Source organism: Serratia sp. BNK-12, from assembly GCF_047456085.1.
Classification (GTDB): domain Bacteria; phylum Pseudomonadota; class Gammaproteobacteria; order Enterobacterales; family Enterobacteriaceae; genus Serratia; species Serratia liquefaciens.
This window is the reverse complement of the sequence record NZ_CP179896.1, coordinates 5,298,352-5,324,354: the sequence shown is the minus strand read 5'-3', so window position 1 is coordinate 5,324,354 and position 26,003 is coordinate 5,298,352. Positions and strand designations below refer to the sequence as shown.

At 57.0% G+C, this 26,003-nt stretch carries 21 protein-coding genes; 13 read left to right on the top strand and 8 right to left on the bottom strand.

The features are described from left to right. Positions 1–26 precede the first annotated feature (26 nt). The 3 genes from ACMGG1_RS24815 to argC are packed head-to-tail and all read right to left on the bottom strand — an operon-like array spanning position 27 to position 3,080. Positions 27–1,247, bottom strand: a complete 1,221-nt coding sequence (locus ACMGG1_RS24815) for an argininosuccinate synthase (RefSeq protein ID WP_020837526.1) — start codon at positions 1,245–1,247, stop codon at positions 27–29. A 25-nt stretch (positions 1,248–1,272) separates the two neighbouring features. Then, positions 1,273–2,046 carry an acetylglutamate kinase gene (gene argB / locus ACMGG1_RS24810; protein ID WP_020837527.1) on the bottom strand — a complete coding sequence of 258 codons (774 nt, stop codon included), beginning with the start codon at positions 2,044–2,046 and terminating at the stop codon, positions 1,273–1,275. A gap of 29 nt (positions 2,047–2,075) precedes the next feature. Continuing rightward, positions 2,076–3,080, bottom strand: coding sequence for an N-acetyl-gamma-glutamyl-phosphate reductase (argC, locus tag ACMGG1_RS24805; RefSeq protein WP_128865474.1), 1,005 nt, complete (start codon positions 3,078–3,080; stop codon positions 2,076–2,078). Positions 3,081–3,296: 216 nt separating this feature from the next. Here argC and argE point away from each other — a divergent pair, with 216 nt between their 5' ends. Both argE and ppc read left to right on the top strand, forming a co-directional pair. Further along, positions 3,297–4,442: an acetylornithine deacetylase gene (gene argE, locus ACMGG1_RS24800; RefSeq protein ID WP_164171170.1), complete on the top strand. Its 1,146-nt coding sequence runs from the start codon at positions 3,297–3,299 to the stop codon at positions 4,440–4,442. A gap of 387 nt (positions 4,443–4,829) precedes the next feature. After that, positions 4,830–7,466, top strand: a complete 2,637-nt coding sequence (gene ppc / locus ACMGG1_RS24795) for a phosphoenolpyruvate carboxylase (RefSeq protein ID WP_046374890.1) — start codon at positions 4,830–4,832, stop codon at positions 7,464–7,466. 176 nt (positions 7,467–7,642) lie between these two features. Here ppc and metF read toward each other — a convergent pair whose 3' ends face one another. The 3 genes from metF to metB all read right to left on the bottom strand — a co-directional run bounded on the left by metF (position 7,643) and on the right by metB (position 12,361). Further along, positions 7,643–8,536: a methylenetetrahydrofolate reductase gene (gene metF, locus ACMGG1_RS24790; protein ID WP_020837531.1), complete on the bottom strand. Its 894-nt coding sequence runs from the start codon at positions 8,534–8,536 to the stop codon at positions 7,643–7,645. A gap of 226 nt (positions 8,537–8,762) precedes the next feature. After that, positions 8,763–11,198, bottom strand: a complete 2,436-nt coding sequence (locus tag ACMGG1_RS24785; protein ID WP_020837532.1) for a bifunctional aspartate kinase/homoserine dehydrogenase II — start codon at positions 11,196–11,198, stop codon at positions 8,763–8,765. Positions 11,199–11,200: 2 nt separating this feature from the next. Further along, entirely contained in the window at positions 11,201–12,361 is a 1,161-nt protein-coding gene (metB, locus tag ACMGG1_RS24780) for a cystathionine gamma-synthase (protein WP_020837533.1), read from the bottom strand. 317 nt (positions 12,362–12,678) lie between these two features. On the opposite strand from metB, the gene metJ reads away from it, so the two are divergent. Then, positions 12,679–12,996 carry a met regulon transcriptional regulator MetJ gene (gene metJ / locus ACMGG1_RS24775; RefSeq protein ID WP_012147461.1) on the top strand — a complete coding sequence of 106 codons (318 nt, stop codon included), beginning with the start codon at positions 12,679–12,681 and terminating at the stop codon, positions 12,994–12,996. A 77-nt stretch (positions 12,997–13,073) separates the two neighbouring features. Here metJ and rpmE read toward each other — a convergent pair whose 3' ends face one another. Beyond that, positions 13,074–13,289, bottom strand: coding sequence for a 50S ribosomal protein L31 (gene rpmE, locus ACMGG1_RS24770; protein WP_012147462.1), 216 nt, complete (start codon positions 13,287–13,289; stop codon positions 13,074–13,076). 199 nt (positions 13,290–13,488) lie between these two features. On the opposite strand from rpmE, the gene priA reads away from it, so the two are divergent. The 7 genes from priA (at position 13,489) to rraA (ending at position 21,575) form a co-directional block, all read left to right on the top strand. Further along, positions 13,489–15,684, top strand: coding sequence for a primosomal protein N' (gene priA / locus ACMGG1_RS24765; protein WP_020837534.1), 2,196 nt, complete (start codon positions 13,489–13,491; stop codon positions 15,682–15,684). A 288-nt stretch (positions 15,685–15,972) separates the two neighbouring features. Further along, positions 15,973–17,001, top strand: a complete 1,029-nt coding sequence (cytR, locus tag ACMGG1_RS24760) for a DNA-binding transcriptional regulator CytR (protein WP_020837535.1) — start codon at positions 15,973–15,975, stop codon at positions 16,999–17,001. 65 nt (positions 17,002–17,066) lie between these two features. Continuing rightward, positions 17,067–18,020 (top strand): cell division protein FtsN, encoded by a 954-nt coding sequence (ftsN, locus tag ACMGG1_RS24755; protein WP_414161086.1) that lies wholly within the window; start codon positions 17,067–17,069, stop codon positions 18,018–18,020. A 102-nt stretch (positions 18,021–18,122) separates the two neighbouring features. Then, on the top strand, positions 18,123–18,653 hold the full coding sequence (gene hslV / locus ACMGG1_RS24750) for an ATP-dependent protease subunit HslV (protein WP_012147466.1): 531 nt from the start codon (positions 18,123–18,125) through the stop codon (positions 18,651–18,653). A gap of 12 nt (positions 18,654–18,665) precedes the next feature. Beyond that, on the top strand, positions 18,666–20,000 hold the full coding sequence (gene hslU / locus ACMGG1_RS24745; RefSeq protein ID WP_020837542.1) for an HslU--HslV peptidase ATPase subunit: 1,335 nt from the start codon (positions 18,666–18,668) through the stop codon (positions 19,998–20,000). A 91-nt stretch (positions 20,001–20,091) separates the two neighbouring features. After that, the gene (locus tag ACMGG1_RS24740; RefSeq protein ID WP_020837544.1) at positions 20,092–21,009 is read left to right on the top strand and encodes a 1,4-dihydroxy-2-naphthoate polyprenyltransferase; all 918 of its coding nucleotides are present in this window, start codon (positions 20,092–20,094) and stop codon (positions 21,007–21,009) included. Positions 21,010–21,089: 80 nt separating this feature from the next. Beyond that, on the top strand, positions 21,090–21,575 hold the full coding sequence (gene rraA / locus ACMGG1_RS24735; protein ID WP_020837546.1) for a ribonuclease E activity regulator RraA: 486 nt from the start codon (positions 21,090–21,092) through the stop codon (positions 21,573–21,575). 56 nt (positions 21,576–21,631) lie between these two features. Here rraA and zapB read toward each other — a convergent pair whose 3' ends face one another. Then, positions 21,632–21,871: a septal ring assembly protein ZapB gene (gene zapB, locus ACMGG1_RS24730; RefSeq protein WP_020837547.1), complete on the bottom strand. Its 240-nt coding sequence runs from the start codon at positions 21,869–21,871 to the stop codon at positions 21,632–21,634. Between the two features lie 539 nt (positions 21,872–22,410). Between zapB and ACMGG1_RS24725 the strand changes: the two genes are divergently transcribed. The 3 genes from ACMGG1_RS24725 to glpX all read left to right on the top strand — a co-directional run bounded on the left by ACMGG1_RS24725 (position 22,411) and on the right by glpX (position 25,949). Next, positions 22,411–23,256: an MIP/aquaporin family protein gene (locus tag ACMGG1_RS24725; RefSeq protein WP_020837548.1), complete on the top strand. Its 846-nt coding sequence runs from the start codon at positions 22,411–22,413 to the stop codon at positions 23,254–23,256. Positions 23,257–23,299: 43 nt separating this feature from the next. Next, positions 23,300–24,808, top strand: coding sequence for a glycerol kinase GlpK (gene glpK, locus ACMGG1_RS24720; protein WP_020837549.1), 1,509 nt, complete (start codon positions 23,300–23,302; stop codon positions 24,806–24,808). 130 nt (positions 24,809–24,938) lie between these two features. After that, positions 24,939–25,949 (top strand): class II fructose-bisphosphatase, encoded by a 1,011-nt coding sequence (gene glpX, locus ACMGG1_RS24715; protein WP_414161085.1) that lies wholly within the window; start codon positions 24,939–24,941, stop codon positions 25,947–25,949. Positions 25,950–26,003 lie beyond the last annotated feature (54 nt).

Here is a 26,003-nt window from a genome sequence, read left to right as displayed (position 1 = left end):
CAAGTCACGCCGAATAATCAATAAAGTTACTTGTTCTTTTTCTCGTTCAGCGCACGGATGCGTGAAGAGAGCGAGAACAGGCGGATAAAGCCACCGGCATGGCTGTGATCGTAAACTTCGTCTTCGCCAAAGGTGGCGAACTCTTCAGAGTACAGGCTATTGGCAGATTTCTTCTGAATTGCCGTTACCTGGCCTTTGTACAGCTGCAGCACCACTTCGCCGTTCACTTCTTCGGCCAGTGCCTCAGCAGATGCTTGCAGTGAACGACGCAGCGGCGCGAACCAACGGCCATCGTACACTACGTAAGCCATTTCCAGGCCCAGCTGCTCACGCCATTTGAAGCTATCGCGATCCAGAACCAGCTGCTCAACGCCACGCAGTGCCGCCACCATGATGGTGCCGCCCGGGGTTTCGTAGCAACCGCGGGATTTGATACCCACCAAACGGTTTTCCACGATATCGATACGGCCCACACCATGTTTGGCGCCCAGCACGTTCAGGGTTTCCAGGCATTTGTACGGGCTCAACGCTTCGCCGTTTACCGCCACTACCCGACCTTTCTCGACGGTGACAGTCACCTGCTCTGGCTGATCCGGAGCTTCCTGCGGATCGACGGTCCAGACCCAGCAGTCTTTATTCGGTGCATTCCACGGGCTTTCCAGCACGCCGCCTTCGGTAGAGATATGCCAGGCGTTTTCGTCACGGCTGTAGATTTTTTCCAGCGACGCCGTGGTCGGGATGTTGCGCTCTTTCAGGTAGTCCAGCAGCGCTTCACGGGAACGCAGGTTCCACTCGCGCCAAGGGGCTACCACTTTCAGGTGCGGCGCCAGTGCGGTATAGGTGGTTTCGAAACGCACCTGGTCGTTACCTTTACCGGTTGCGCCGTGGCACAGCGCGTCAGCACCGACCTTCAGCGCCAGCTCAACCTGCGCCTTGGCGATGATCGGACGGGCCATTGAGGTCCCCAGCAGGTAGCTGCCTTCATACAGGGCACCGGTTTGCAGCACGGGGTAAACATAATCACTGATGAATTCTTCACGCAGATCAACAACGTGACACTCAGAGGCACCGGATTGCAGGGCTTTTTGCTCCACGCCTTCCAGATCGCTGCGCTCCTGGCCGATATCTGCCACGAACGCCACCACTTCGCAGCCGCCGTAGTTTTCTTTCAGCCAGGGAATGATGGCCGAAGTATCCAGGCCGCCAGAGTACGCCAGAACGATTTTTTTGATGCCTTGGTTTTGCATGGTCTTTTCCTTTTTAATTCTAAATTTAAGCGAGGATCCGGGTGCCAATCGACACGCCGTTAAACAGTGCAGGAAGCTGATCGGCATGGCGCCAACTGGCGATATCTACCGGGCGACCGAGGGTGCGGGCCGCATCGAGCGCCGCATTCACCTTCACCACCATACCATCAGTGATGATGCCCTGGGCAATCAGTTGTTCCGCTTTTTGCGCCGTCATTTCTGCGATGCGCTGCCCTTTTCCGTCGAGGATGCCACTGACATCCGACAGCAGGATCAAATCCGCACCCAGCGTGGCGGCCAACGCGGTCGCCGCCTGATCGGCGTTTACATTCATTAACTTCCCATCGGCGGTAATACCGATAGAGCTGATCACCGGCAGGTAGCCTGCACCCAGTAGGGTATTGAGCAACGCCGGCGACCCCGGCTGCGCGTTGCCTACGTGGCCAAGCGCCGGATCGAGCGGGGTGACGGTGACGCTGCCGCCGTCCGCCAGGCTCAGGCCTACGGCATTAATCTGGTGTTTGATCGCCCATGCCAGCAAAGTTTTGTTGGCCGTACCGGCCAGTGCGCCGGTGATAATGTCGATCTGATCGGCCGGGGTGACCCGCAGCCCATTTTTCTTCACCACCGGCAGGGAAAGCTGCTTCATCAGTTCGTCCACCACGCAACCGCCGCCGTGGACGATAACCAGTGGGCGCTGATGCTGCTGGCGGTAGCTGTCCAGCGCGGTAAACAAACGCTCCAGCGCTTCTTCACTGTCTAATAACACGCCACCTAACTTGATAATTAACGGGTTCATCGCTGTTTACATCCCACGCTGGTGATTTATTAAAGTAATGACTGGGTTTCCGGGAACCCAAAACGGATATTCAGGCATTGCACCGCCTGGGCGGCTGCGCCTTTCAACAGGTTGTCTTCCACCGCCACGGCAATCAGGTGTTCGCCCTGCACGGCAAAGCCGATATCGCAAAACGGCAACCCAACCACTGACTTCAGCGCCGGCACGCCTTTGTCGTACAGCCGCACCAGCGGTTTGTCGTCATAGGCAGCGTGATAAACGGCGGCCACATCCTGCGCGGTCACGCCGGCTTTAAGGCGACAGGTGATGGTTTCGAGAATACCACGCGGGAAGTTACCCAAATGTGGCGTAAAGATGACCGGAGCCCCTAGATGCGCGACGATTTCCGGATGATGACGGTGGTTGAAAATTCCGTACGGCTGCAGGCTCACTTCACAGAAGCTGGTGGTGACGCTGGCCTTGCGGCCCGCACCGCTAACGCCGCTGGTGGCGTTGATGACCGGCCACTGGTCGAGGTTCAGCAAACCTTGGTCGATCAGCGGTTTCAGTGCCAGCTGCGCTGCCGTTGGGTAACAGCCTGGCACGGCTATCAGCTGCGCCCGTTTGATTTTGTCGCTCTGCCACTCCGCCAGGCCATATACCGCCTGCTCCAGCAGCTCGGCATGCTGATGTTCAAAACCGTAGTACTGGCTGTAGAAAGCGGTATCTTTTACGCGGAATGCACCGGAAAGATCGAACACCACGCAACCGGCGGCCAGGAATGCCGGCGCGATATCGTGGCTGACCTCATGCGCCGTGGCCAAAAACACCACGTCGATACCTTCAGCCGCTTTCGCAACGTCAACCAGTGGTTGCAACGGCAGATCGACGATACCTTTTAACTGAGGGTGCAAATCGGAAAGCAATTTTCCTGCATCTGCACTTTGCGCTGAAACCGCTAAAGCGGTTATGTTCATGTGTGGGTGACGATTAAGGTACGCCGTGAGCTCCGCTCCGGCATAACCGCTGGCACCGACAATCAGCGTATTCAACATGGGGCCTTTCACCTTCTTGACTTGCGTTTGGTCGTTTTCGACTCAGGTTTCCAGGCTCACCAGCGTTGTTTCGCCGTTCACCCACGAGGTCGAGCGTTGATGTTTTTATAATCATCCGGGAATCGGGTTCCCTTACGCTCCAGCTTACTGTATTTTTATTCACAATAACTGCATGAATATTGATACCAACCTAACCAAAGGCTGTCAACAGTGAAGATGAAATTACCTCCATTTATTGAGCTGTACCGGGCGTTGATCGCCACTCCGTCGATCAGCGCCACCGATGGTGCCCTCGATCAGAGTAATGAAGCGTTAATCAACTTGCTGGCCGGCTGGTTTGCCGATTTGGGTTTCCGCGTCGACGTGCAGCCGGTGCCGGACAGCCGCAACAAATTCAACCTGCTGGCAAGCATTGGCGAAGGCAGTGGCGGCCTGCTGCTGGCGGGCCACACCGATACCGTGCCTTATGATGAAGGCCGTTGGACACGCGATCCTTTCACCCTGACCGAGCACGACAATAAGCTGTATGGACTGGGTACCGCCGACATGAAGGGCTTCTTTGCCTTTATTTTGGATGCGGTGCGTGACATCGATGCCAGCCAGCTGACCAAGCCGCTGTACATTTTGGCCACCGCAGATGAAGAAACGACGATGGCCGGCGCACGTTACTTCGCCGCCTCGACCAGCATCCGCCCTGACTTCGCGATTATCGGCGAACCGACCTCATTGCAGCCGGTGCGTGCGCACAAAGGCCATATGGCCAACGCCATTCGCATTGTCGGCCAATCTGGCCATTCGAGCGACCCGGCGCGCGGCGTGAACGCCATCGATCTGATGCATGACACCATCGGCCGTTTGATGGAGCTGCGTAAAACGCTGCAGGAGCGCTACAACAACCCGGCATTCGCCGTGCCTTATCCCACCATGAACTTCGGCCATATCAGCGGCGGCGATGCCGCTAACCGCATCTGCGCCTGCTGTGAACTGCATCTGGATATCCGTCCGCTGCCGGGCATGACGCTCGACAATATCAACGAACTGATGCACCAAACGCTGGAACCCATCAGCCAACGCTGGCCGGGCCGCCTGAGCATTGAAGAACTGCATGCCTCGGTACCGGGCTACGAGTGTCCGACCGATCATCAGATGGTGGCGGTGATTGAGAAACTGCTGGGCACCCGTACACAGGTGGTCAACTATTGCACCGAGGCGCCGTTCGTCCAGCAGGTCTGTCCGACCCTGGTGCTGGGCCCCGGCTCTATCGACCAGGCGCATCAGCCGGATGAATACATCGACACCGGTTTTATCGAACCCACGCGCAAACTGCTGGGCCAACTGGTCGATCATTTCTGCCGTCAATAAACCTGATACAAAGTAGGGGTTATGATTTATCATTTCCCCTACCTCAAAATACGTATTAAACCAATGAAATAAGCCAGACTGATAACCGGCGTGCCGTAATTAAATTTCAGAAAATGCGCCGATTTTGATGTTTTTTTGCTAAAAATAGTGTCAATTGACGATTGGACAGGAACGTGGCGAGATAAAACAGGCGCTCTTCGCCTGACATGTGAAACTTACTTACAAGATAAAAATCATCTACCCAATAGATTTCAAGTTGCAGCTAGGCGGCGAACGCTTGAATCCCCGGGAGCTTGGATCAACCAAGTGAACGGGGTGAGAGCGCGAAGCCAACACCGCTGTGGCTTGAAAGATGAAGGGTAAATACAGAACTGGGTCAGGGGTTATATGAACGAACAATATTCGGCAATGCGAAGTAATGTCAGTATGCTCGGCAAATTGCTCGGCGATACCATCAAAGAAGCGCTGGGCGAGCATATTCTCGATCGCGTTGAAACTATCCGTAAGCTTTCCAAATCTTCACGTGCAGGCAATGAAGCGCACCGTCAGGAGCTGCTTTCCACCTTGCAAAACCTGTCCAACGACGAGTTGCTGCCGGTCGCACGCGCCTTCAGTCAGTTTCTCAATCTGACCAATACCGCCGAGCAGTACCACAGCATTTCACCCAACGGTGAAGCCGCCAGCAACCCGGAAGCGCTGGCTCAACTGTTCACCCGGCTGAAAGACAAAAAGCTCAGCACCAAAGAGCTGCAAAATGCGGTGTCTCAACTTTCTATCGAGCTGGTGCTGACTGCGCACCCGACGGAAATCACCCGCCGCACCCTGATCCACAAACTGGTAGAGGTGAACACCTGCCTCAGCCAGCTCGACCATAACGATCTGGCCGACTACGAGCGCAACAAGATCATGCGCCGCCTGCGTCAGTTGGTGGCTCAATCGTGGCATACCGACGAGATCCGCAAACACCGTCCGTCCCCGGTTGACGAAGCCAAGTGGGGCTTTGCGGTGGTGGAAAACAGCCTGTGGGAAGGGGTGCCTGCCTTCCTGCGTGAATTCAACGAACAGTTGGAAAACTCCATCGATTACAGCCTGCCGGCGGAAGCGGTGCCGGTGCGTTTCACATCCTGGATGGGCGGTGACCGCGACGGCAACCCGAACGTCACGGCCGAGATCACCCGCCACGTGCTGCTGCTGAGCCGCTGGAAAGCCTGCGATCTGTTCACCCGCGATATTCAGGTGCTGGTGTCCGAACTGTCGATGACCGAATGTACTCCGGAACTGCGCGCACGGGCCGGTGGCGACGAGGTTCAAGAGCCGTACCGCGAAATAATGAAGCAGCTACGCAGCCAGTTGATGAGCTCTCAGGCTTATCTGGAAGGCCGCCTGAAAGGCGAGCGCGTACTGAAGCCGCACGATCTGCTGGTGAATAACGAACAGCTGTGGGAACCGCTGTTCGCCTGTTACCAGTCGCTGCAGGCCTGCGGCATGAGCATCATCGCCAACGGTCAATTGCTGGATACCCTGCGTCGCGTGCGCTGCTTTGGTGTGCCACTGGTACGCATCGACGTTCGCCAGGAAAGCACGCGCCACACCGAAGCCATCGCCGAACTGACCCGCTATCTGGGCCTTGGCGACTACGAAAGCTGGTCAGAAGCCGACAAGCAGGCGTTCCTGATCCGTGAACTGAATTCCAAACGCCCGCTGGTCCCGTTGAAGTGGGAACCGAGCGCCGACACCCAGGAAGTGCTGGAAACCTGCCGGGTGATCGCCGAGGCGCCAGAAGGCTCGATTGCCGCCTACGTGATCTCCATGGCGCGCACGCCTTCGGACGTGCTGGCGGTTCACCTGCTGCTGAAAGAAGCCGGTTGTCCGTTCCCGCTGCCGGTCGCGCCGCTGTTCGAAACTCTCGACGACCTGAATAACGCCGACGACGTGATGACCCAGTTGCTGAATATTGACTGGTATCGCGGCTTTATCCAGGGCAAACAGATGGTGATGATCGGCTATTCCGACTCGGCGAAAGACGCCGGGGTGATGGCCGCCTCCTGGGCGCAATACCGCGCTCAAGACGCACTGATCAAAACCTGCGAAAAGGCTGGCGTAGCGCTGACTCTGTTCCACGGCCGTGGCGGTTCGATTGGCCGCGGCGGCGCACCTGCGCATGCGGCACTGCTGTCGCAACCGCCGGGCAGCCTGAAAGGCGGCCTGCGCGTGACCGAGCAAGGCGAGATGATCCGCTTCAAATTCGGTCTGCCGGAAGTCACCATCAGCAGCCTGGCGCTGTATGCCGGTGCCATCCTGGAAGCCAACCTGCTGCCGCCGCCAGAGCCGAAAAAAGAGTGGCGTACGCTGATGGATGAGCTGTCAGACACCTCATGCAAAATGTACCGTGGCTACGTGCGCGAAAACCCGGATTTTGTGCCTTATTTCCGCGCCGCCACGCCGGAACTGGAGCTGGGCAAACTGCCGCTGGGCTCCCGCCCTGCCAAGCGCAAGCCAAACGGCGGCGTAGAGAGCCTGCGCGCCATTCCGTGGATCTTCGCCTGGACGCAGAACCGTCTGATGTTACCGGCCTGGCTGGGCGCCGGTGCCGGTTTGCAGGAAGCGGTAAAAGCCGGCAAGCAGGATCAGCTGGAAGCCATGTGCCGCGACTGGCCGTTCTTCTCCACCCGTATTGCGATGCTGGAAATGGTGTTCGCCAAGGCCGACCTGTGGCTGGCGGAATATTACGACCAACGCCTGGTGGACAAATCGCTGTGGCCACTGGGCCAGCAGCTGCGCGATCAGTTGGAAAGCGACATCAAGGTGGTGCTGACCATCGCCAATGACGCGCACCTGATGGAAGACCTGCCGTGGATCGCCGAATCCATTGCGCTGCGTAACGTGTACACCGACCCGTTGAACGTCCTGCAGGCTGAGCTGCTGCACCGTTCGCGCCAGCAGGAGCACCCGGACGCCCGCGTTGAGCAGGCGCTGATGGTCACCATTGCCGGCGTTGCCGCCGGGATGCGCAATACCGGCTAGGTTAAGCGCCAAAAGCACGGCTCCTGCTTGCAGGGGCCTTTTTTTATCCCTCGCTGACGGATGCTTCATCTCAACGGGTTGCCCAGCAGCGGTAGCGGTATTGGAAGAAATTGCGCCCAACAAAAAGGGCGCTGCATTGACCCAGCGCCCTTCCCGATGATGATGAATAGAGTGAATCAGGCCGCGACCGGACGCACACCCAGCGTATGGCAAATGGCGTAGCTCATCTCGGCACGGTTGAGCGTATAGAAGTGGAAATCCTTTACCCCTTCGCGGCTGAGGATCTTCACCATATCCATCGCGATATTGGCGCCGACCATTTTGCGGGTTTCCGCGTCGTCATCCAGCCCTTCAAACATGCTGGTCATCCAGCTCGGTACGCGTACGTTGGTCATGGTGGCAAAACGCTGCAGCTGCTTGAAGTTGGATACCGGCAGAATGCCCGGGACGATTTCCACATCAATGCCGGTAGCGACGCAACGATCGCGGAAGCGCAGGTAGCTTTCCACATCGAAAAAGAACTGGGTAATCGCCCGGTTGGCGCCGGCATCGATTTTACGTTTCAGGTTAATCAGGTCCGCCTGCGGGCTTTTCGCTTCCGGATGCACTTCAGGGTAAGCGGCAACCGAGATATCGAAATCGCCAACCTCCTTCAGCAAGGCCACCAAATCGGTCGCGTACATGTCCGGCTTGCCGCTGCCCGGTGGCAAGTCGCCACGCAGTGCCACTATATGCCGGATGCCGCTGTTCCAGTAATCGGTCGCAATCTCACGCAGCTGAGCCGGGCTGGCGTCGATGCAGGTCAGGTGTGGGGCCGCATCCAGACCGGTGCGATCCTTAATCCCTTTGATGATGCTGTGGGTGCGATCGCGCTCGCCGGAGTTAGCGCCATAGGTCACGGAAACAAATTTTGGCTTCAGGCTGCTCAGGCGGTCAATGGATTGCCACAGGGTGTCTTCCATCTCGCTGGTGCGCGGCGGGAAGAATTCAAATGATACGTTAATCTGGCCGTTTAACTCCGCCAGACTCTGATTCAGCGCTTCCCGCTGGTTTGCGTGGAAAAAACTCATACCCTGCCCGCCTCTTATCGATCGCTGTTCTGCTTGTTTTGATAAGCGTCTATACGTTTAGACGTCTAGATAGAAAATGCCGCATGTTGGCTAAAGAGTCAACAGGAAAGTGAGGGGAATACGATGATTAATCCTCACCCGTTAAGAGAAGGAATTTCATGTTCGCAACACAGAGAATTATGGCAGGAAAAACGAGGGGCGCGACGAATGCGCGCCCACAAGAAAATTAAAGCAGCTGCGCCAAACGGTTAAGGTCTGACTGGATCGCCCCGGCAGTGACGTCGCGCCCGGCCCCGGGTCCACGGATCACCAGCGGATTGTCACGATACCAGCGGCTTTCGATAGCGAATACGTTATCGCAAGGCAGCAACGACGCCAGCGGGTGCTCAGGGCGGACCGCTTCTACACCGACCCGCGCCTTGCCGTTGGCATCGAAACGCGCAACATGGCGCAGCACCAGCCCCATTTCACTGGCGGCCTCAAAGCGCTGCAGCATCTGTTGGTTCAACGCATCACCATTTTCAAAGAACTGATCCACGGAGCCAAGCTCTGCGCCCGCAGGCACCAGCGACTCCACCCGCACCTGATTTGGCTCAATGTCGTAGCCCGCTTCGCGCGCCAGGATCACCAGCTTGCGCATCACATCCTGACCGGAGAGATCGACGCGGGGATCCGGTTCTGTCAGCCCCTGTTGCCAGGCCTGATCCACCAGGTCGGTGAACGGCACCGTGCCGTCGAACTGCAGGAACAGCCAGGACAGCGTACCGGAGAAGATGCCGCTAATGGCCAGAATGCTGTCACCACTGTCGCGCAGATCGCGTACCGTATGGTTGACCGGCAGACCGGCACCGACGGTAGCGTTATACAGCCAGTGGCGGCCGGTCTTGGCAAAGGCATCGCGAATTTGGCGATAGTTGGCGCTGCACGACGCTCCCGCCAGTTTGTTGGCGCTGATCACATGGAAACCGTAGCTGGCGAAGTCCAGATACTGCTCGGCCAGATTTTCACTGGCGGTCACGTCCAGCACCACCAGATCGTCAAACGGGTGCGCGCGCATCCACAAGAACAACGACTCCTCGTCCAGTTCCTGCGCTTCGTCCTCGAAGAAGGCCAATACGCGGCTGGCGTCCAGCCCGTCGTAATTGAGCAGGCTGCGGCGACTGTCCACCACGCCCGCCAGGCTGAATTCGAAGCCGCTGCGAGCGGAGATGTTTTTCTGCTCGCGGGCAAACAGCTCCAGCCAGCGTGCGCCGATATTGCCTTTGCCGAACAGCACCAGACCAATACGTTTTTCAGCGCGGAACAGGGTCTGATGCAGGCCCTGAATCAGCAGCGCGGTTGGCCCCTGACGCAGCACCGCCACCATGCTGATGCCGTCTTCAGCCTGCCAGATAAACTCTACCGGCTGGTCTTTCAGTTGCTGATAGAAGCGATGGCTGTGCAGCGGGTTTTTACAAACGCCGGCACCTACCAGCGCCACCAGCGCCAAGCCTTCGCGCAGTTGCAGCTCACCCGGCAGCCCCGCGTTTTGCAGCGTGTGCAGGACGCTGTTCACCACTTCGGAGGTGTAGCACAGCTGAACCAGACTGCGGTCCGGATGAACCCCTACCGCCAACGGTTTGATCTGCGCGCGCTTAAGCACCAAATCCAACTCTTGCTGCGCCAGTTTAAAATCATGCTGACTGGCAACCTGCAGCTCAATCAAACACACGTCGTCATGGCTGGTGACGATCTTCGCACCGGTGCCCGAGGCCAGCACGCGTTCGATACGCGTTGAACCCTGTTCCGGCTGATAACTGCAACGCAGTTGAAGATCGATATCGCTGCCGGATACCGGCTGCAAAGTACGGGTGTGCAGCACCGGAGCCGCCAAACGTGCCAGTTCACTGGCTTCGTCCAGGCGCAGCAGCGGCAGCAGGCAGGCGTCTTTCACCTTGCGGGGATCGGCGCTGTAGACCCCAGCCACGTCGCTCCAGATGGTCACGCGCTCCGCACCGGCCAACGCACCGACCTGCGTGGCGGAATAGTCACTGCCGTTACGCCCTAACAGCACGGTTTCACCGGCGTCATTGCGTGAAATAAAACCGGTCACCACCAGGCGTTTGCCCGGATGCTGTGCCAGCAATTGTTGCAGCAGAGGATAAGAACGGCCTTCATCAACCTGCGGCTGGGCAGCACGTTCCGCCCGCAGGAAATCGCGCGCGTCCAACCAGGCCGCCTGCATATCCAGTTTGTTCAGTACCGCCGCCATCAGGCGCGCCGACCAGATCTCGCCGTGACCAACCACCTCGGCATAGATGACGTCGTCGAGCTTTTCGTCCAGCAACACGGCCAGACGCTCCAGATCCTGAATAAACTCGGCGATCAAGGGTTCAGCGGTTTCCGGCGGTAACAGACCGCTAATCAAATCGCTGTGATAACGACGCAGCGTCTGCTGAACCTGATGCGCAGAAAGGCGATCGCTCTGACTCAGCTTCAGCCAGCTAATCAGTTGGTTGGTGGTGCTGCCGGCAGCCGACACCACCATCATGTCGCCTGGCTGGCTGTATTCGGCCATGATCCCGGCCACCCGCAGATAACACTTCACGTCCGCCAGGCTGCTGCCGCCAAACTTGTGCAGTTGACGCCCGCTCACCGGCCCTGCTACCGCAATTGCATTCATGCTTACCTCGTTGCCGCCGCCTGGAAGGCACGTTCCAGATCGGCAATCAAATCTTCACTGTCTTCAATACCCACGGAGATACGCAGCAGGCTCTCGGAAATACCGGCCGCCGCACGGGCTTCTGCCGCCATACCTGCATGGGTCATGGTCGCTGCATGCGAGATCAGGCTTTCTACGCCGCCCAACGATTCTGCCAGAGTAAACAGCTCAAGGGCAGACAGAAAACGGCGCAATAGCGCTTCATCACCGTCCAGTTCAAAGCTGAGCATCGCGCCAAAACCGCGTTGCTGACGACGTGCAATCTCGTGCCCAGGGTTCTGTGGCAGAGAAGGATGATACAGCTTTTTCACCAAGGGTTGCTGCTGTAAATAACTGACAATAGCTTCGGCGTTTTGTTGCGCCGCCTTGATACGCGGCGACAGGGTACGCATGCCGCGCAGCAACAAATAGCTGTCGAACGCGCCGCCGGTCACGCCGATATTATTGGCCCACCACGCCAGCTCCACCGCCAGATCTTTATCTTTGGCGATCACCGCGCCGGCGACCACGTCGGAATGGCCGTTAAGATATTTGGTGCAGGAATGCACCACCAGATCGGCACCCAGCCCGATGGGTTGCTGCAGCGCCGGGCTGAGGAAGGTGTTGTCCACCACCGTCAAGGCCCCCACTGCGTGCGCTGCATCGCATATCGCCGCAATATCCACCACGCGCAGCAGCGGGTTACTTGGACTTTCAATCAGCACCAGCTTGGGCTTTTGCGCCAACGCCTGCTGCAGCGCCTCTTCATTCCCCTGATCGACAAACAGCACGCGGTAAGCGCCACGCTTGCTGAGGCTATCGAACAACCGGTAGCTGCCGCCGTAGCAATCATGCGGCGCCACCAGCAGATCGCCGGGCTGCAGCAATACGGTGGTCACCAGATGGATCGCCGACATCCCGCTGCTGGTCATCACCGCACCGGCACCGCCTTCCAGTTCCGCCAGCGCACGCTGGACCACGTCACGCGTCGGGTTACCGCGGCGCGAGTAGTCATGAGCGCGAGGCTGATTGAAGTCGGTAAAATTATAGGTGCTGGAAAGGTGGATCGGCGGAACAACGCAGCCGTACTGTTCGTCATCGTTCAGGCCGCTACGTACGGCAATCGTGGCAGGTTTACGCGTCATAGGGTCGCTCGGCTCTCGGGATTCGGATGAATGAGGCCTAAAGATTAATCGCAGCGAGGATAGACGTCAATACATCTGGACATCTAAACTTCTTTGCGTATAGATTGAGCAATGCCCTAATACCCGCTAAAATTATGCCGGTTTGATATGACGATACGATGTTAACCCGGAATGCATAGGCGACACCTATTGATCGTCCGCATTCAGTGACCCTGGTCGCGTATAATTGACATTTATTTAGTGAGAACAGTGAAGATCGGGCATAATTGGCCGGTTTTTAGAATTTTGTAATTTTTCTGACAAATTTAAGGTGTCCCATGGCTGAGTGGAACGGCGAGTATGTCAGCCCTTACGCTGAACACGGTAAAAAAAGCGAGCAAGTCAAAAAGATCACGGTATCCATTCCGCTGAAGGTCCTGAAAATCCTCACCGATGAACGGACCCGTCGCCAGGTCAATAACCTGCGCCACGCCACCAACAGCGAATTGCTGTGTGAAGCGTTTCTGCACGCCTTTACCGGCCAGCCGCTGCCGAACGACGAAGACCTGCGCAAAGAACGCAGCGATGAAATCCCGGAAGCCGCGAAGCTGTTGATGCGTGAATTGGGTGTGGATCCCGATACCTGGGAATACTAAGCGCCGGTCTGCGAAAGCAGACGGTAGAAACGAAAAAAGGCGCCGAAGGCGCCTTTTTCATCTGACGATAAGAAATCTTATTTCTTAGCGCCTGGCACGCTGAAACGCTTGTTGAAGCGGTCAACGCGGCCACCGGTAGCAACGTCACGCTGCTTGCCAGTGTAGAACGGGTGGCATTCGCCACAAACGTCCAGGTTCAGATCGTGACCCACGGTAGAGCGGATTTTGATCACGTTACCGCAAGAGCAGTTAGCAGTAACTTCTTCGTATTTTGGGTGGATACCTTGTTTCATGGGAAACCTCAGTTAAGGCCGTGTCGCTATCCAGCCCTGTTTCGCCAGACACCACACGTGGTTGATAATAAAATTTGGTATCGAATTATACCAAAGGCGGCAAATTATACAGAATTAAAAGTACCACGCAATCGGAACCGTACATTTGCCGATGCGCCGTGTAAACTGATGGACTGTTTTTTTACTCTGGATGACCTCAATGCCTGTTGTTCACGTTGCTTTGCCGGTACCCCTCGCCCGCACCTTCGACTATCTGCTGCCGCAAGGCCTGCAGCCTGCGGTCGGCGCGCGCGTAGGCGTTCCCTGGGGCAAGCAGCGGGCGATCGGTATCGTCACCGGCTGCAGCGAAACCAGCGAATTGCCGCTGGATAAGCTCAAACCGATCGACAGCGTGATCGACGACGCCTCCTTATTCTCCTCCAGCCTGTGGCGTATTCTTCGCTGGGCCAGCGACTATTACCATTACCCGATCGGCGAAGTGCTGTTCCACGCGCTGCCCATCCTGCTGCGTCAGGGGAAAGCGGCGGAAACGGCCCCGCTGTGGCAATGGTTCGCGACCGAACAGGGCCGCGCCACGCCGCCGGAAAGCCTGAAGCGCGCCCCCAAACAACAGCAGGCGCTGGCGGCATTGCTGCAACGCCCGGTTTATCGCCACCAGGTCAATGAACTGGCGTTAACCGAGAGCGCTTTGCAGGCCTTGCGCACCAAGGGGCTGGTCGATTTACGGGCCCAGACGGTAGCAACGCAAGACTGGCGGCCCGGCTTTGAAGTGCTGGGCGAACGGTTACGATTGAACACCGAGCAGGCAACCGCCGTGGGCGCCATCCGCAGCGAAGATACTCAGTTCGCCGCCTGGCTGCTGGCCGGGGTCACCGGCTCCGGCAAAACCGAGGTCTATCTCAGCGTGCTGGAAAACATTCTGGCGGCCGGCAAACAGGCGCTGGTGCTGGTGCCGGAAATCGGCCTGACGCCGCAAACCATCGCCCGCTTTCGCGAACGCTTCAATGCGCCGGTAGAGGTGCTGCACTCCGGTCTTAACGACAGCGAACGGCTGTCGGTGTGGTTGCGCGCCCGCAGCGGCGAAGCGGCGATTGTCATCGGCACCCGCTCGGCGCTGTTTACCCCGTTTGCACGCCTGGGCGTGATCATCATCGACGAGGAGCACGACAGCTCTTATAAACAGCAGGAAGGCTGGCGCTACCACGCACGCGATCTGGCGGTGTTCCGCGCCCGCGAGGAAAACATCCCGATGGTGATGGGCTCCGCGACACCGGCGCTGGAAACGTTGCACAACGTGCAATTGGGCAAATATCGCCAGTTGAAACTCACCCAGCGTGCGGGCAACGCCAAACCGGCGGCTCAGCACCTGATCGATCTGAAAGGCCTGCCGCTGAAGGTAGGGTTGTCGCAGCCGTTGCTGAAAAGCATGCAGCACCATTTGAAGGCCGGTAACCAGGTGATGCTGTTCCTTAACCGTCGTGGCTACGCCCCGGCGTTGCTGTGTCACGAATGCGGCTGGATTGCCGAATGCCAGCGCTGCGATCATTACTACACCTTCCACCAAAACCAACGTCAACTGCGCTGCCACCACTGCGACAGCCAGCGCCCGGTACCGCACCAGTGTCCGCAGTGCGGTTCGACGCACCTGGTGTCGGTGGGCGTCGGCACCGAACAGTTGGAAAACGAACTGGCGCCGCTGTTCCCGGAAACGCCCATCACCCGCATCGATCGCGACACCACCAGCCGCAAGGGCTCGCTGGAACAGCACCTGGCGGATATTCACCGCGGCGGTGCGCGTATTTTGATCGGTACCCAGATGCTGGCAAAAGGGCACCATTTCCCGGATGTCACGCTGGTGGCCTTGCTGGACGTTGACGGTGCGCTGTTCTCGGCCGACTTCCGTTCCGCCGAGCGTTTTGCCCAGTTGTATACCCAGGTTTCCGGTCGTGCCGGCCGGGCAGGTAAAGCCGGCGAAGTGTTGCTGCAAACCCATCATCCGGAACATCCGCTGCTGCAAATTCTGTTGCAACAGGGCTACGACGCCTTTGCCAAACAGACGCTGGCAGAGCGCAACAGCGTATTCCTGCCACCCTATACCAGCCACATCATTGTCCGTTCGGAAGATCACGACAACCAACAGGCTCCGCAATTCCTGCAGCAATTGCGCAATCTGCTGGAAGCCAGTCCGCTGAAGGACGATTCCCTGTGGGTGATGGGGCCGGTTCCCGCGCTACAGTCAAAACGCGGCGGCCGTTTTCGTTGGCAGTTACTGTTGCAGCACCCTTCACGGCAGGTGTTACAACGGCTGATGAAGAGCACCCTGCCGTTAGTCGGTACCCTGCCGCAGGCACGCAAGGTGAAATGGACGCTGGACATCGACCCGATAGACAGCTGAACCCAGAAAAGTCTGATTCAGTTCCTGCCAGGCAAACGTTTACCCTTGAAATTGCGAGCGAACGCTAAAAAACCTCCTCAGGTCACACTTTTTATGCAAATTAGGTAACAAAGGCAGGACATATTCTGTTTAGAATGTCTGTGAAGGCAATTTTGTCACCGCTGCACTACCGTGACCGAATGTTTAAGCGCGGATGGCGCTAAATCATAACAACTCCACCGCACGCCAGAATTTGTGAGCAAACTGAAGTAGTCGCGTTGGCATGGGGCTAACGCAAGGAGAAAGGCGTTGGAACACAAGAAAGAATTATCCATGGCAACCATGAAAGACGTTGCCGAAATGGCGGGCGTTTCAACGGCAACCGTGTCGCGTGCGTTGATGAATCCGGAAAAGGTGTCAACGCCGACGCGTCAGAAAGTGGAACAGGCCGTGCTGGCCGTAGGCTATTCTCCTCATGCCCTCTCCCGTAATATCAAACGCAACGAATCCCGCACCATCCTGGTGATCGTCCCCGACATTTGCGATCCCTTTTTCGCCGATGTGATCCAGGGGATCGAGCAGACCGCGGCACAACAGGGTTATCTGGTGCTGATTGGCGACTGCGCGCAACAAAACCAACAGGAACGCACCTTCGTCAATTTGATTATCACCAAGCAAATCGATGGCATGCTGCTGCTCGGCTCCAACCTGCCGTTCGACGCCAGCAAGGAAGAACAACGCAATCTGCCGCCGATGGTGATGGCCAACGAGTTTGCCCCGGAGCTGGAACTGCCGACGGTACACATCGATAACCTGACCGCCGCCTTCGAGGCCGTGCATTATTTACATCAGCTCGGACACAAGCAAATCGCCTGTGTCGCCGGGCCTGAACAGATGCCGTTGAGCCATTATCGGCTGCAAGGTTACATTCAGGCGCTACGTCGTAATGGCATTAGCGTCGAAAGCAGCTATATTACCCGAGGTGATTTCACCTACGAAGCTGGCGCGCAGGCGCTAGCGGCGCTGATGGCGCAACCAAAACCACCGACGGCAGTCTTCTGCCATAGCGACGTAATGGCGATTGGCGTGCTGTCGCAGGCGAAAAAAATGGGGCTGCGGGTACCGCAGGACCTCTCCATCGTCGGCTTTGACGACATTAAACTGGCGCAGTATTGCGATCCGCCGTTAACCACGGTGGCTCAACCGCGCTACCAGATTGGCCAACAGGCAATGCTGTTGCTGTTGGAGCAGTTGCACGGACAGAACGTGGCCAGCGGCTCCCGGCTTTTGGACAGTGAATTGATTATCAGAGGCAGCACGGCTGCCCCTAAACGCTAGTCAAACATTTTAGGGTTCAGTAACATGACGGACTTATCCCCTCATCAGGACACAGCGGAATAATAGTGGCACAAAAAGACTATGTAAGCCGTGGGCGCGCAGCAGGAGCTAAGCGAAAAACCCCCAGCCGTAAAAAACGCAGTTCTCCGAAGGTCTCCAAAACCGTGTTGGCGCTGGCCGTCGCACTTCTGGTGATATTTGTCGGTGGCCTCTATTTCATTACGCACAACAAGCCGGATGACGTGCCGCTGCTGCCTGCGCACACCAATCGTCCGGGCAATGGCCTACCGCCGAAGCCGGAAGAACGTTGGCGTTATATCAAAGAGCTGGAGAATCGCCAGATTGGCGTACAAACCCCGACCGAACCGACGGCTGGCGGCGAAGCCAACTCCAAGACTCAGCTGACCGCCGAGCAGCGCCAACTGCTGGATCAAATGCAGGCGGATATGCAACAGCGCCCGACGCAGCTCAATGAAGTGCCGTATAACGACCCTTCACAAGCCGCTGCGCGTAACAACCGCCAGCAGCAACAGCAGATGCAACAGCAGATGCAACAGCAGCCAATCCAGCAGCAACAGGTCCAACAGCAGCCGCAGGTGACTCAGCCGCGTAATCCATTTAACAACGGTGCGACGACACAGCCGGTGCAGCAACAGCCTAAGCCGCAACCCAAACCGCAGCCGGTCACACCGCCGCCTGCGCAGGTTAAGCATCCTGAGCCAAAACCGCAGCCGAAACCGGAAGTGAAACAGGAAACGGCCAAGCAGGAAACGGAAACCAAGCCAGAATCGAAGCAGAAGTGGATGGTACAGTGCGGCTCGTTCCGCGCCACCGATCAGGCAGAATCCGTACGTGCGCGCCTGGCGTTTGAAGGCATCGAAAGCCGTATCACCGCCGGCGGAGGCTGGAATCGCGTGGTTCTTGGCCCATACAGCAGCCGGGCTGCTGCGGACAAAACCCTGTCGCGCCTGAAGGGCGTAGGCATGTCAAGTTGCATTCCCCTCTCCGTTGGGGGTTGAAAAGCGTCAATCCCCCCCCATCTATACTCTCAATATGCCTCGTAGTGTCTGCGCAAGCAGATGCTGCGAGGGCTTCTTTCCGTCTTCAACGAGGGTCTGCTCGTGACAACAATTGTAAGCGTACGCCGCAATGGCCAGGTAGTGATCGGTGGCGATGGCCAGGCCACCTTGGGCAATACGGTAATGAAGGGCAACGTCAAGAAAGTACGTCGCCTGTATAACGATAAAGTGATTGCCGGTTTTGCCGGTGGCACCGCGGATGCCTTCACGCTATTTGAGCTGTTCGAGCGCAAGCTGGAAATGCACCAGGGTCACCTGGTGAAAGCAGCCGTTGAATTGGCGAAAGACTGGCGTACCGACCGCATGCTGCGCAAGCTCGAAGCGCTGCTGGCCGTCGCGGATGAAAACTCATCGCTGATCATCACCGGTAACGGTGACGTGATCCAGCCTGAAAACGATTTGATTGCGATTGGCTCCGGCGGTCCGTACGCCCAGGCAGCCGCTCGTGCGATGTTGGAAAATACCGAACTGAGCGCCCGCGAAATTGTTGATAAATCCCTCAACATCGCCGGCGACATCTGTATTTACACCAACCATTTCCACACCATTGAAGAATTGCCTTCCAAAGCGTAAGGATCGAATACTATGTCTGAAATGACCCCGCGCGAGATCGTCAGCGAACTGGACAGCTACATCATTGGCCAGAACAAAGCCAAACGTGCCGTTGCCATCGCCCTGCGTAACCGCTGGCGCCGGATGCAGCTCAACGAGATGCTGCGCCATGAAGTCACACCAAAGAACATTCTGATGATCGGCCCGACCGGCGTCGGTAAAACCGAAATCGCCCGCCGTCTGGCGAAGCTGGCCAACGCGCCGTTCATCAAGGTTGAAGCCACCAAGTTCACCGAAGTGGGCTACGTCGGTAAAGAAGTGGATTCCATCATCCGCGATCTGACCGATGCCGCGATCAAAATGGTGCGCCTGCAGTCAATCGACAAGAACCGCACCCGTGCCGAAGAGCTGGCCGAAGAGCGTATCCTCGATGTGCTGATCCCGCCGGCCAAGAACAACTGGGGCCAGGCGGAAGAGCATCAAGAGCCTTCTGCTGCACGTCAGGCATTCCGCAAGAAACTGCGTGAAGGCCAGTTGGACGATAAAGAAATCGAGATCGATCTGGCTGCCGCGCCGATGGGCGTGGAGATCATGGCTCCTCCGGGCATGGAAGAGATGACCAACCAGCTGCAGTCGATGTTCCAGAACCTCGGCGGCCAAAAGCAGAAACCGCGCAAGCTGAAGATTAAAGAAGCCTTCAAACTGCTGGTGGAAGAAGAAGCGGCCAAACTGGTGAACCCGGAAGAGCTGAAAGAACAGGCGATTGAAGCGGTTGAACAGCACGGCATCGTGTTTATCGACGAGATCGACAAAATCTGTAAGCGCGGTGGCCAGAGCTCCGGCCCGGACGTGTCACGTGAAGGCGTTCAGCGCGATCTGCTGCCACTGGTGGAAGGCTGTACCGTCTCCACCAAGCACGGCATGGTGAAAACCGATCACATTCTGTTTATCGCCTCCGGCGCATTCCAGACCGCCAGCCCGTCAGATTTGATCCCGGAACTGCAGGGCCGCCTGCCGATCCGCGTTGAATTGCAGGCGCTGACCACCGAAGATTTCGAGCGCATCCTGACCGAGCCAAGCGCGTCGCTGACCGAGCAGTACAAAGCGCTGATGGGTACCGAAGGCGTCAATATCGACTTCACCGCCGATGGCATCCGCCGCATCGCAGAAGCCGCATGGCAGGTTAACGAAAGCACCGAAAACATCGGCGCGCGTCGTTTGCACACCGTGCTTGAGCGTCTGATGGAAGATATTTCCTATGATGCGAGTGAAATTAATGGTCAATCCATTACAATTGATGCGGATTACGTACGTAATCATCTGGATGAACTGGTAGCGGATGAAGATTTGAGTCGTTTTATCCTATAATCGCTCAATCATGTCCAGTCAGTCATCTGTGGGAGGCATTGCCTCCCACAATTATTTCTAACGGACACAGCCACTAACTCTGAAGCGAAAAATGAGCTCATCAACTACCACCTCCCCGGCCAGAGCCTGGCTTGAAAGTTTACGACCGCGCACCCTGCCGCTGGCCTTTGCCTCGATCGTCGTCGGTTCCGCCATTGCCGCCTGGCAAGGCAGCCTGAAACCCGGCGTGGCGCTGCTGGCACTCCTGACTGCTGGCCTGCTGCAAATCCTCTCCAACCTGGCGAACGACTATGGCGATGCGGTAAAAGGCAGCGATAAAGAAGATCGCATCGGGCCGTTGCGCGGCATGCAGAAAGGCATGATCACCCAGGCACAAATGAAGCGCGCGCTGGTGGTGACGGTAGTGTTGATCGCGATTGCCGGCTGTTCATTGATCGCCGTTGCCTGCGAACAACCCAGCGACGTGGTGGGCTTCCTGGTGCTGGGCGGGCTGTCTATCGTCGCCGCCATTACCTATACCGTCGGCACCAAACCCTATGGCTATCTGGGGCTGGGTGACATTTCGGTGCTGGTGTTCTTTGGCTGGCTGAGCGTGGCGGGCACCTACTACCTGCAAACCCATGCGTTCGACAGTATCGTGATGTTGCCGGCCACGGCCTGCGGCCTGCTGGCCACCGCGGTGCTGAACATCAATAATTTGCGCGATATCGAAAGCGACCGCGCCAACGGCAAAAATACGCTGGCGGTACGCCTTGGGCCACAGAATGCACGCTATTACCACGTGGCGCTGCTGATCGGCGCAGTAGCCTGCTTCGCGCTGTTCACGCTGCTTAACCTGCATAGCCCGTGGGGCTGGCTGTTTGTCCTGGCTATCCCGTTACTGGTGCGCCACGGCCTGCGCGTGTTACGCGATCCAACGCCGGCAGGCATGCGCCCGATGCTGGAACATATGGTCAAAGCGGCGCTGTTGGCCAATGTGTTGTTCGCGATTGGCGTGGTGCTCAGTTAGCCATCGAACTGATGATTTTGCCAACAGGGCGGATAAAGGGATATACTGGTTATTCCAGCGGCAAACAGACGTAAAATCCTATGAAATACGATACTTCCGAACTTTGCGACATCTATCATGAAGAGGTAAACGTTGTTGAACCTCTATTCTCCAATTTTGGCGGGCGTACTTCATTTGGCGGGCAAATCACTACGGTGAAATGCTTTGAGGATAACGGCCTGTTATTCGAGCTGCTTGAAGAAAACGGTCGCGGCCGTGTTCTGGTGATTGATGGCGGTGGTTCGGTTCGCCGTGCCCTGATCAACGCAGAACTGGCGCGCCTGGCAACCCAGAACGAATGGGAAGGCATCGTGGTTTACGGTGCGGTACGCCAGGTGGACGATCTGGAAGAACTGGACATCGGCATTCAGGCGATGGCGGCCATTCCGGTCGGCGCAGCCAGTGAAAGCATCGGCGAAAGCGACATCCGCGTAAACTTTGGCGGCGTGACCTTCTTCTCCGGCGATCATCTGTATGCCGACAACACCGGTATTATTCTGTCCGAAGACCCGCTCGATATCGAGTAATCTTCCGACATGAAAAAGGGCGCCTCAGGCGCCCTTTTCGATCGTGCAATACGGAATCAGACTTCTTCCATTTTGCCCAACAGCGCGCGCAGGCGGTCTTGCCATACGTGCTGCTCTTCTTTCAGTTGCTGGTTCTCGCGTACCAGCGATTCCTGGTTGCCGGAGGCAGCCTGAACTTCCTGAGACAGAGTATTGTTTTTTTCTTTCAGCTCTTCAATTTCCATCTGCAGCAGGGTGATGGTATCGATCGCCTGCTGAACTTTTGATTCCAATTTCTCAAATACTTCAAATGACATTCTTCAGTCCCCTCATGATAGCAAGGCGTACATCTATAGGTAACGGCCGCAACTCAGGTTGCAACTGCTGCGAATATGCATCGCGCCAAGTGACACACGCTTTTATTGAAAATAACGCGCCTGTCTCGATAAAACGCTTCTTTCGATAAAAACGATTGTAAGTAGCCTGTCCCCGGCTGTCTAGCAACATCCGGCTCATCGCGCAGTCTGTTGCAATTTTCCTGCCCCCACCATCAGCAAAAACCGAAAATGCCTCTCGGTCATAAATTGATTTGTTAACAGTCGGGGATAAAAGCACTGGTCAGATCACAGTTTTATGGAGCAGAAAGAACACAAAACGACGCGAATTCGCTCAATTTTATGACGAAGCACACACATTTTGATTTCGCTATTTCTCGTTTATGTTCGTTAACGATAAATTTACATCACGTCCTCAATTAATAATTGGACGAGATGAAAAAAACTGTACCCCTAGGACGGATCGATACACCTTCCGAGCCTATAAACCTATAACCGCCGTTTTGCAGGACAACAACATTATGAGCCAAACCACCAGTCCGACCCTAAAAGGCCAGTGCATCGCTGAGTTCCTCGGCACCGGTCTGTTGATCTTTTTTGGCGTAGGCTGCGTTGCCGCGCTGAAACTGGCAGGCGCCAGCTTCGGCCAATGGGAAATCAGTATCATTTGGGGCCTGGGCGTCGCCATGGCCATCTATTTGACCGCTGCCATCTCCGGCGCGCACCTCAACCCGGCCGTGACCATTGCGCTGTGGTTGTTCGCCTGCTTTGACGGACGCAAAGTACTGCCTTACATTGTCGCGCAGATCGCCGGAGCCTTCTGTGCAGCAGCCCTGGTCTACGGGTTGTACTACAACCTGTTCTTCGATTTCGAAGCGGCCAATCATATGGTACGCGGCAGCGACGAAAGCCTGGCCCTGGCCGGCATCTTCTCTACCTACCCGAATGCGCACATTTCCGTTGGCCAGGCGTTCCTGGTTGAAACGGTCATTACCGCAATCCTGATGTGCCTGATCCTGGCGCTGACCGATGACGGTAACGGCATCCCGCGCGGCCCGCTGGCCCCGCTGTTGATCGGTATTCTGATTGCCGTGATCGGCGCCTCTATGGGACCATTAACCGGCTTTGCGCTGAACCCGGCGCGTGACTTCGGCCCGAAAATGTTCGCTTATCTGGCCGGCTGGGGCAAAGTGGCCTTCACCGGTGCACGTGATATTCCGTACTTCCTGGTGCCAATCTTTGGTCCAATCATCGGTGCCTGCCTGGGTGCCTTCGGCTACCGCATGCTCATTGGCCGCAATCTGCCGTGTGACGTTTGTGTAGACGAAGAACAACCCGCCGCCAAGGCCCAGCAGCGTAAAGCGTGATTGACACAGTTTTAAAACGGTTAACAACAGCAGGACTAAGATCATGACTGTAGAAAAAAAATACATTGTCGCTCTCGACCAGGGTACCACCAGTTCACGTGCCGTAGTGCTCGACCACGATGCCAACATTGTTGCGGTATCCCAGCGCGAGTTCACGCAGATTTACCCAAAAGCCGGCTGGGTTGAGCATGATCCTATGGAGATCTGGTCATCACAGAGCTCCACGCTGGTGGAAGTGCTGGCGAAAGCCGATATCAATTCCGATCAGATCGCCGGTATCGGCATCACCAACCAGCGTGAAACCACCATCGTCTGGGAAAAAGAGACCGGCAAACCGATTTACAACGCCATCGTCTGGCAATGCCGCCGCACCGCCGACATCTGCGAAAAGCTCAAGCGTGACGGCCTGGAAGAGTACATCCGTCACAATACCGGCCTGGTGGTTGACCCGTACTTCTCCGGCACCAAGGTAAAATGGATCCTCGACAACGTTGAAGGCGCCCGCGAACGCGCCAAACGCGGCGAGCTGCTGTTCGGTACCGTCGATACCTGGCTGGTGTGGAAAATGACCCAAGGGCGGGTGCATGTGACCGATTACACCAACGCCTCACGTACCATGATGTTCAACATCCATGAGCTGGATTGGGATGACCGCATGCTGGAAGCGCTGGATATCCCACGCGCCATGCTGCCTAAAGTCCGTCCTTCTTCTGAAGTGTATGGCCAGACCAACATCGGTGGTAAAGGCGGTACGCGTATTCCTATCGCCGGTATCGCCGGTGACCAGCAGGCGGCGCTGTACGGCCAACTGTGTGTTCAACCGGGCATGGCGAAAAACACCTACGGTACCGGCTGCTTCCTGCTGATGAACACCGGTAAAGAAGCGGTACGCTCAAGCCACGGCCTGTTGACCACCATCGCCTGCGGCCCACGCGGCGAAGTGAATTACGCACTGGAAGGTGCTGTGTTCATCGGCGGTGCTTCTATCCAGTGGTTGCGCGACGAACTGAAACTGATCAGCGATGCGGCCGACTCCGAGTACTTCGCCACCAAGGTGAAAGACAGCAACGGCGTGTATGTGGTCCCGGCCTTCACCGGCCTGGGCGCTCCTTACTGGGACCCGTATGCCCGTGGCGCGATCTTCGGCCTGACCCGCGGCGCGAACAGCAACCACATCATCCGTGCAACGCTGGAATCCATTGCGTATCAGACGCGCGACGTGCTGGATGCCATGCAGGCAGACTCCAATACCCGTCTGCAATCGCTGCGTGTGGACGGTGGCGCGGTCGCCAACAACTTCCTGATGCAGTTCCAGTCAGACATCCTCGGTACCCGTGTCGAGCGCCCTGAAGTGCGTGAATCGACTGCGCTGGGTGCCGCATTCCTGGCAGGCCTGGCTATCGGCTACTGGAATGACCTGGATGAAGTGAAGAGCAAGGCGGTTATCGAACGCGAGTTCCGTCCAAGCATTGAAACCACCGAGCGTAACTTCCGTTATAGCGGCTGGAAAAAAGCGGTTGCCCGCGCACAAGCGTGGGAAGAGCACGACTAACGCTGTTTTGCTTTGTTACCCTGATCACGCGCTGCCTTCGGGCGGCGCGTTTTTTTGCCCCGCCCTCGCCGTCGCCCGCTGTGATAAACTTTGCCGATATTTTCTTCCTTTCTCACAGACAGGTTTTGCCATGAAACGTGAATTAGCCATCGAATTTTCCCGTGTTACCGAAGCCGCCGCGCTGGCGGGCTACAAATGGCTGGGACGCGGCGACAAGAATGCCGCCGACGGCGCCGCGGTCAACGCAATGCGCATTATGCTCAACAAAGTGGATATCGATGGCCGCATCGTGATCGGTGAAGGCGAGATTGATGAAGCACCGATGCTGTATATCGGCGAGCAGGTCGGCAGCGGTCAGGGCGATGCGGTAGATATCGCGGTCGACCCGATTGAAGGTACCCGCATGACCGCCATGGGCCAGCCCAATGCATTGGCGGTGCTGGCGGTCGGCGATCGCGGCACCTTCCTGCACGCGCCGGACATGTATATGGAAAAACTGGTGGTTGGCCCGGCGGCACGCGGCGCTATCGATCTTAACCTGCCGCTGGCGGAAAATCTGAATAAGGTGGCGGCCTGCCTGGGCAAACCGCTGACTCAACTGACCGTGGTCATTCTGGCCAAGCCGCGTCACGACGGCGTTATCGCCCAGATGCAACAACTCGGGGTTCGCGTATTTGCCATTCCTGACGGTGACGTAGCGGCTTCTATTCTGACCTGTATGCCGGACAGCGAAGTCGACGTGATGTACGGCATCGGCGGCGCGCCTGAAGGGGTGATTTCTGCCGCGGTGATCCGCGCATTAGATGGCGATATGCAGGCTCGCCTGCTGCCACGCCATCAGGTGAAAGGCGACAGCGCCGAAAATCGCCGTATTGGCGAAGAAGAGTTGGCACGCTGCAAAGCGATGGGCATCGAAGCCGGCAAAGTGCTGGTGTTGGATGACATGGCGCGCAACGACAACGTTATTTTCTCCGCAACCGGCATCACCAAGGGCGATCTGTTGGAAGGCATCAACCGCCAGGGAAATATGGCCACCACGGAAACCCTGCTGATCCGCGGTAAATCACGCACTATCCGCCGCATTCGTTCGACCCATTATCTGGATCGCAAAGACCCGGCGCTGCACGAGTTCCTGCTGTAATGAAACAGGGCGCCGATTGGCGCCCTCAGACTGCTGACAAAGCCCGTTATTAGG

Bases quoted from the DNA above. Each gene is read 5' to 3' on its own strand.
- ACMGG1_RS24815 (WP_020837526.1), bottom strand. From the start codon at position 1,247: ATGCAAAACCAAGGCATCAAAAAAATCGTTCTGGCGTACTCTGGCGGC.
- argB (WP_020837527.1), bottom strand. From the start codon at position 2,046: ATGAACCCGTTAATTATCAAGTTAGGTGGCGTGTTATTAGACAGTGAA.
- argC (WP_128865474.1), bottom strand. From the start codon at position 3,080: ATGTTGAATACGCTGATTGTCGGTGCCAGCGGTTATGCCGGAGCGGAG.
- argE (WP_164171170.1), top strand. From the start codon at position 3,297: ATGAAATTACCTCCATTTATTGAGCTGTACCGGGCGTTGATCGCCACT.
- ppc (WP_046374890.1), top strand. From the start codon at position 4,830: ATGAACGAACAATATTCGGCAATGCGAAGTAATGTCAGTATGCTCGGC.
- metF (WP_020837531.1), bottom strand. From the start codon at position 8,536: ATGAGTTTTTTCCACGCAAACCAGCGGGAAGCGCTGAATCAGAGTCTG.
- ACMGG1_RS24785 (WP_020837532.1), bottom strand. From the start codon at position 11,198: ATGAATGCAATTGCGGTAGCAGGGCCGGTGAGCGGGCGTCAACTGCAC.
- metB (WP_020837533.1), bottom strand. From the start codon at position 12,361: ATGACGCGTAAACCTGCCACGATTGCCGTACGTAGCGGCCTGAACGAT.
- metJ (WP_012147461.1), top strand. From the start codon at position 12,679: ATGGCTGAGTGGAACGGCGAGTATGTCAGCCCTTACGCTGAACACGGT.
- rpmE (WP_012147462.1), bottom strand. From the start codon at position 13,289: ATGAAACAAGGTATCCACCCAAAATACGAAGAAGTTACTGCTAACTGC.
- priA (WP_020837534.1), top strand. From the start codon at position 13,489: ATGCCTGTTGTTCACGTTGCTTTGCCGGTACCCCTCGCCCGCACCTTC.
- hslU (WP_020837542.1), top strand. From the start codon at position 18,666: ATGTCTGAAATGACCCCGCGCGAGATCGTCAGCGAACTGGACAGCTAC.
- ACMGG1_RS24740 (WP_020837544.1), top strand. From the start codon at position 20,092: ATGAGCTCATCAACTACCACCTCCCCGGCCAGAGCCTGGCTTGAAAGT.
- rraA (WP_020837546.1), top strand. From the start codon at position 21,090: ATGAAATACGATACTTCCGAACTTTGCGACATCTATCATGAAGAGGTA.
- zapB (WP_020837547.1), bottom strand. From the start codon at position 21,871: ATGTCATTTGAAGTATTTGAGAAATTGGAATCAAAAGTTCAGCAGGCG.
- ACMGG1_RS24725 (WP_020837548.1), top strand. From the start codon at position 22,411: ATGAGCCAAACCACCAGTCCGACCCTAAAAGGCCAGTGCATCGCTGAG.
- glpK (WP_020837549.1), top strand. From the start codon at position 23,300: ATGACTGTAGAAAAAAAATACATTGTCGCTCTCGACCAGGGTACCACC.
- glpX (WP_414161085.1), top strand. From the start codon at position 24,939: ATGAAACGTGAATTAGCCATCGAATTTTCCCGTGTTACCGAAGCCGCC.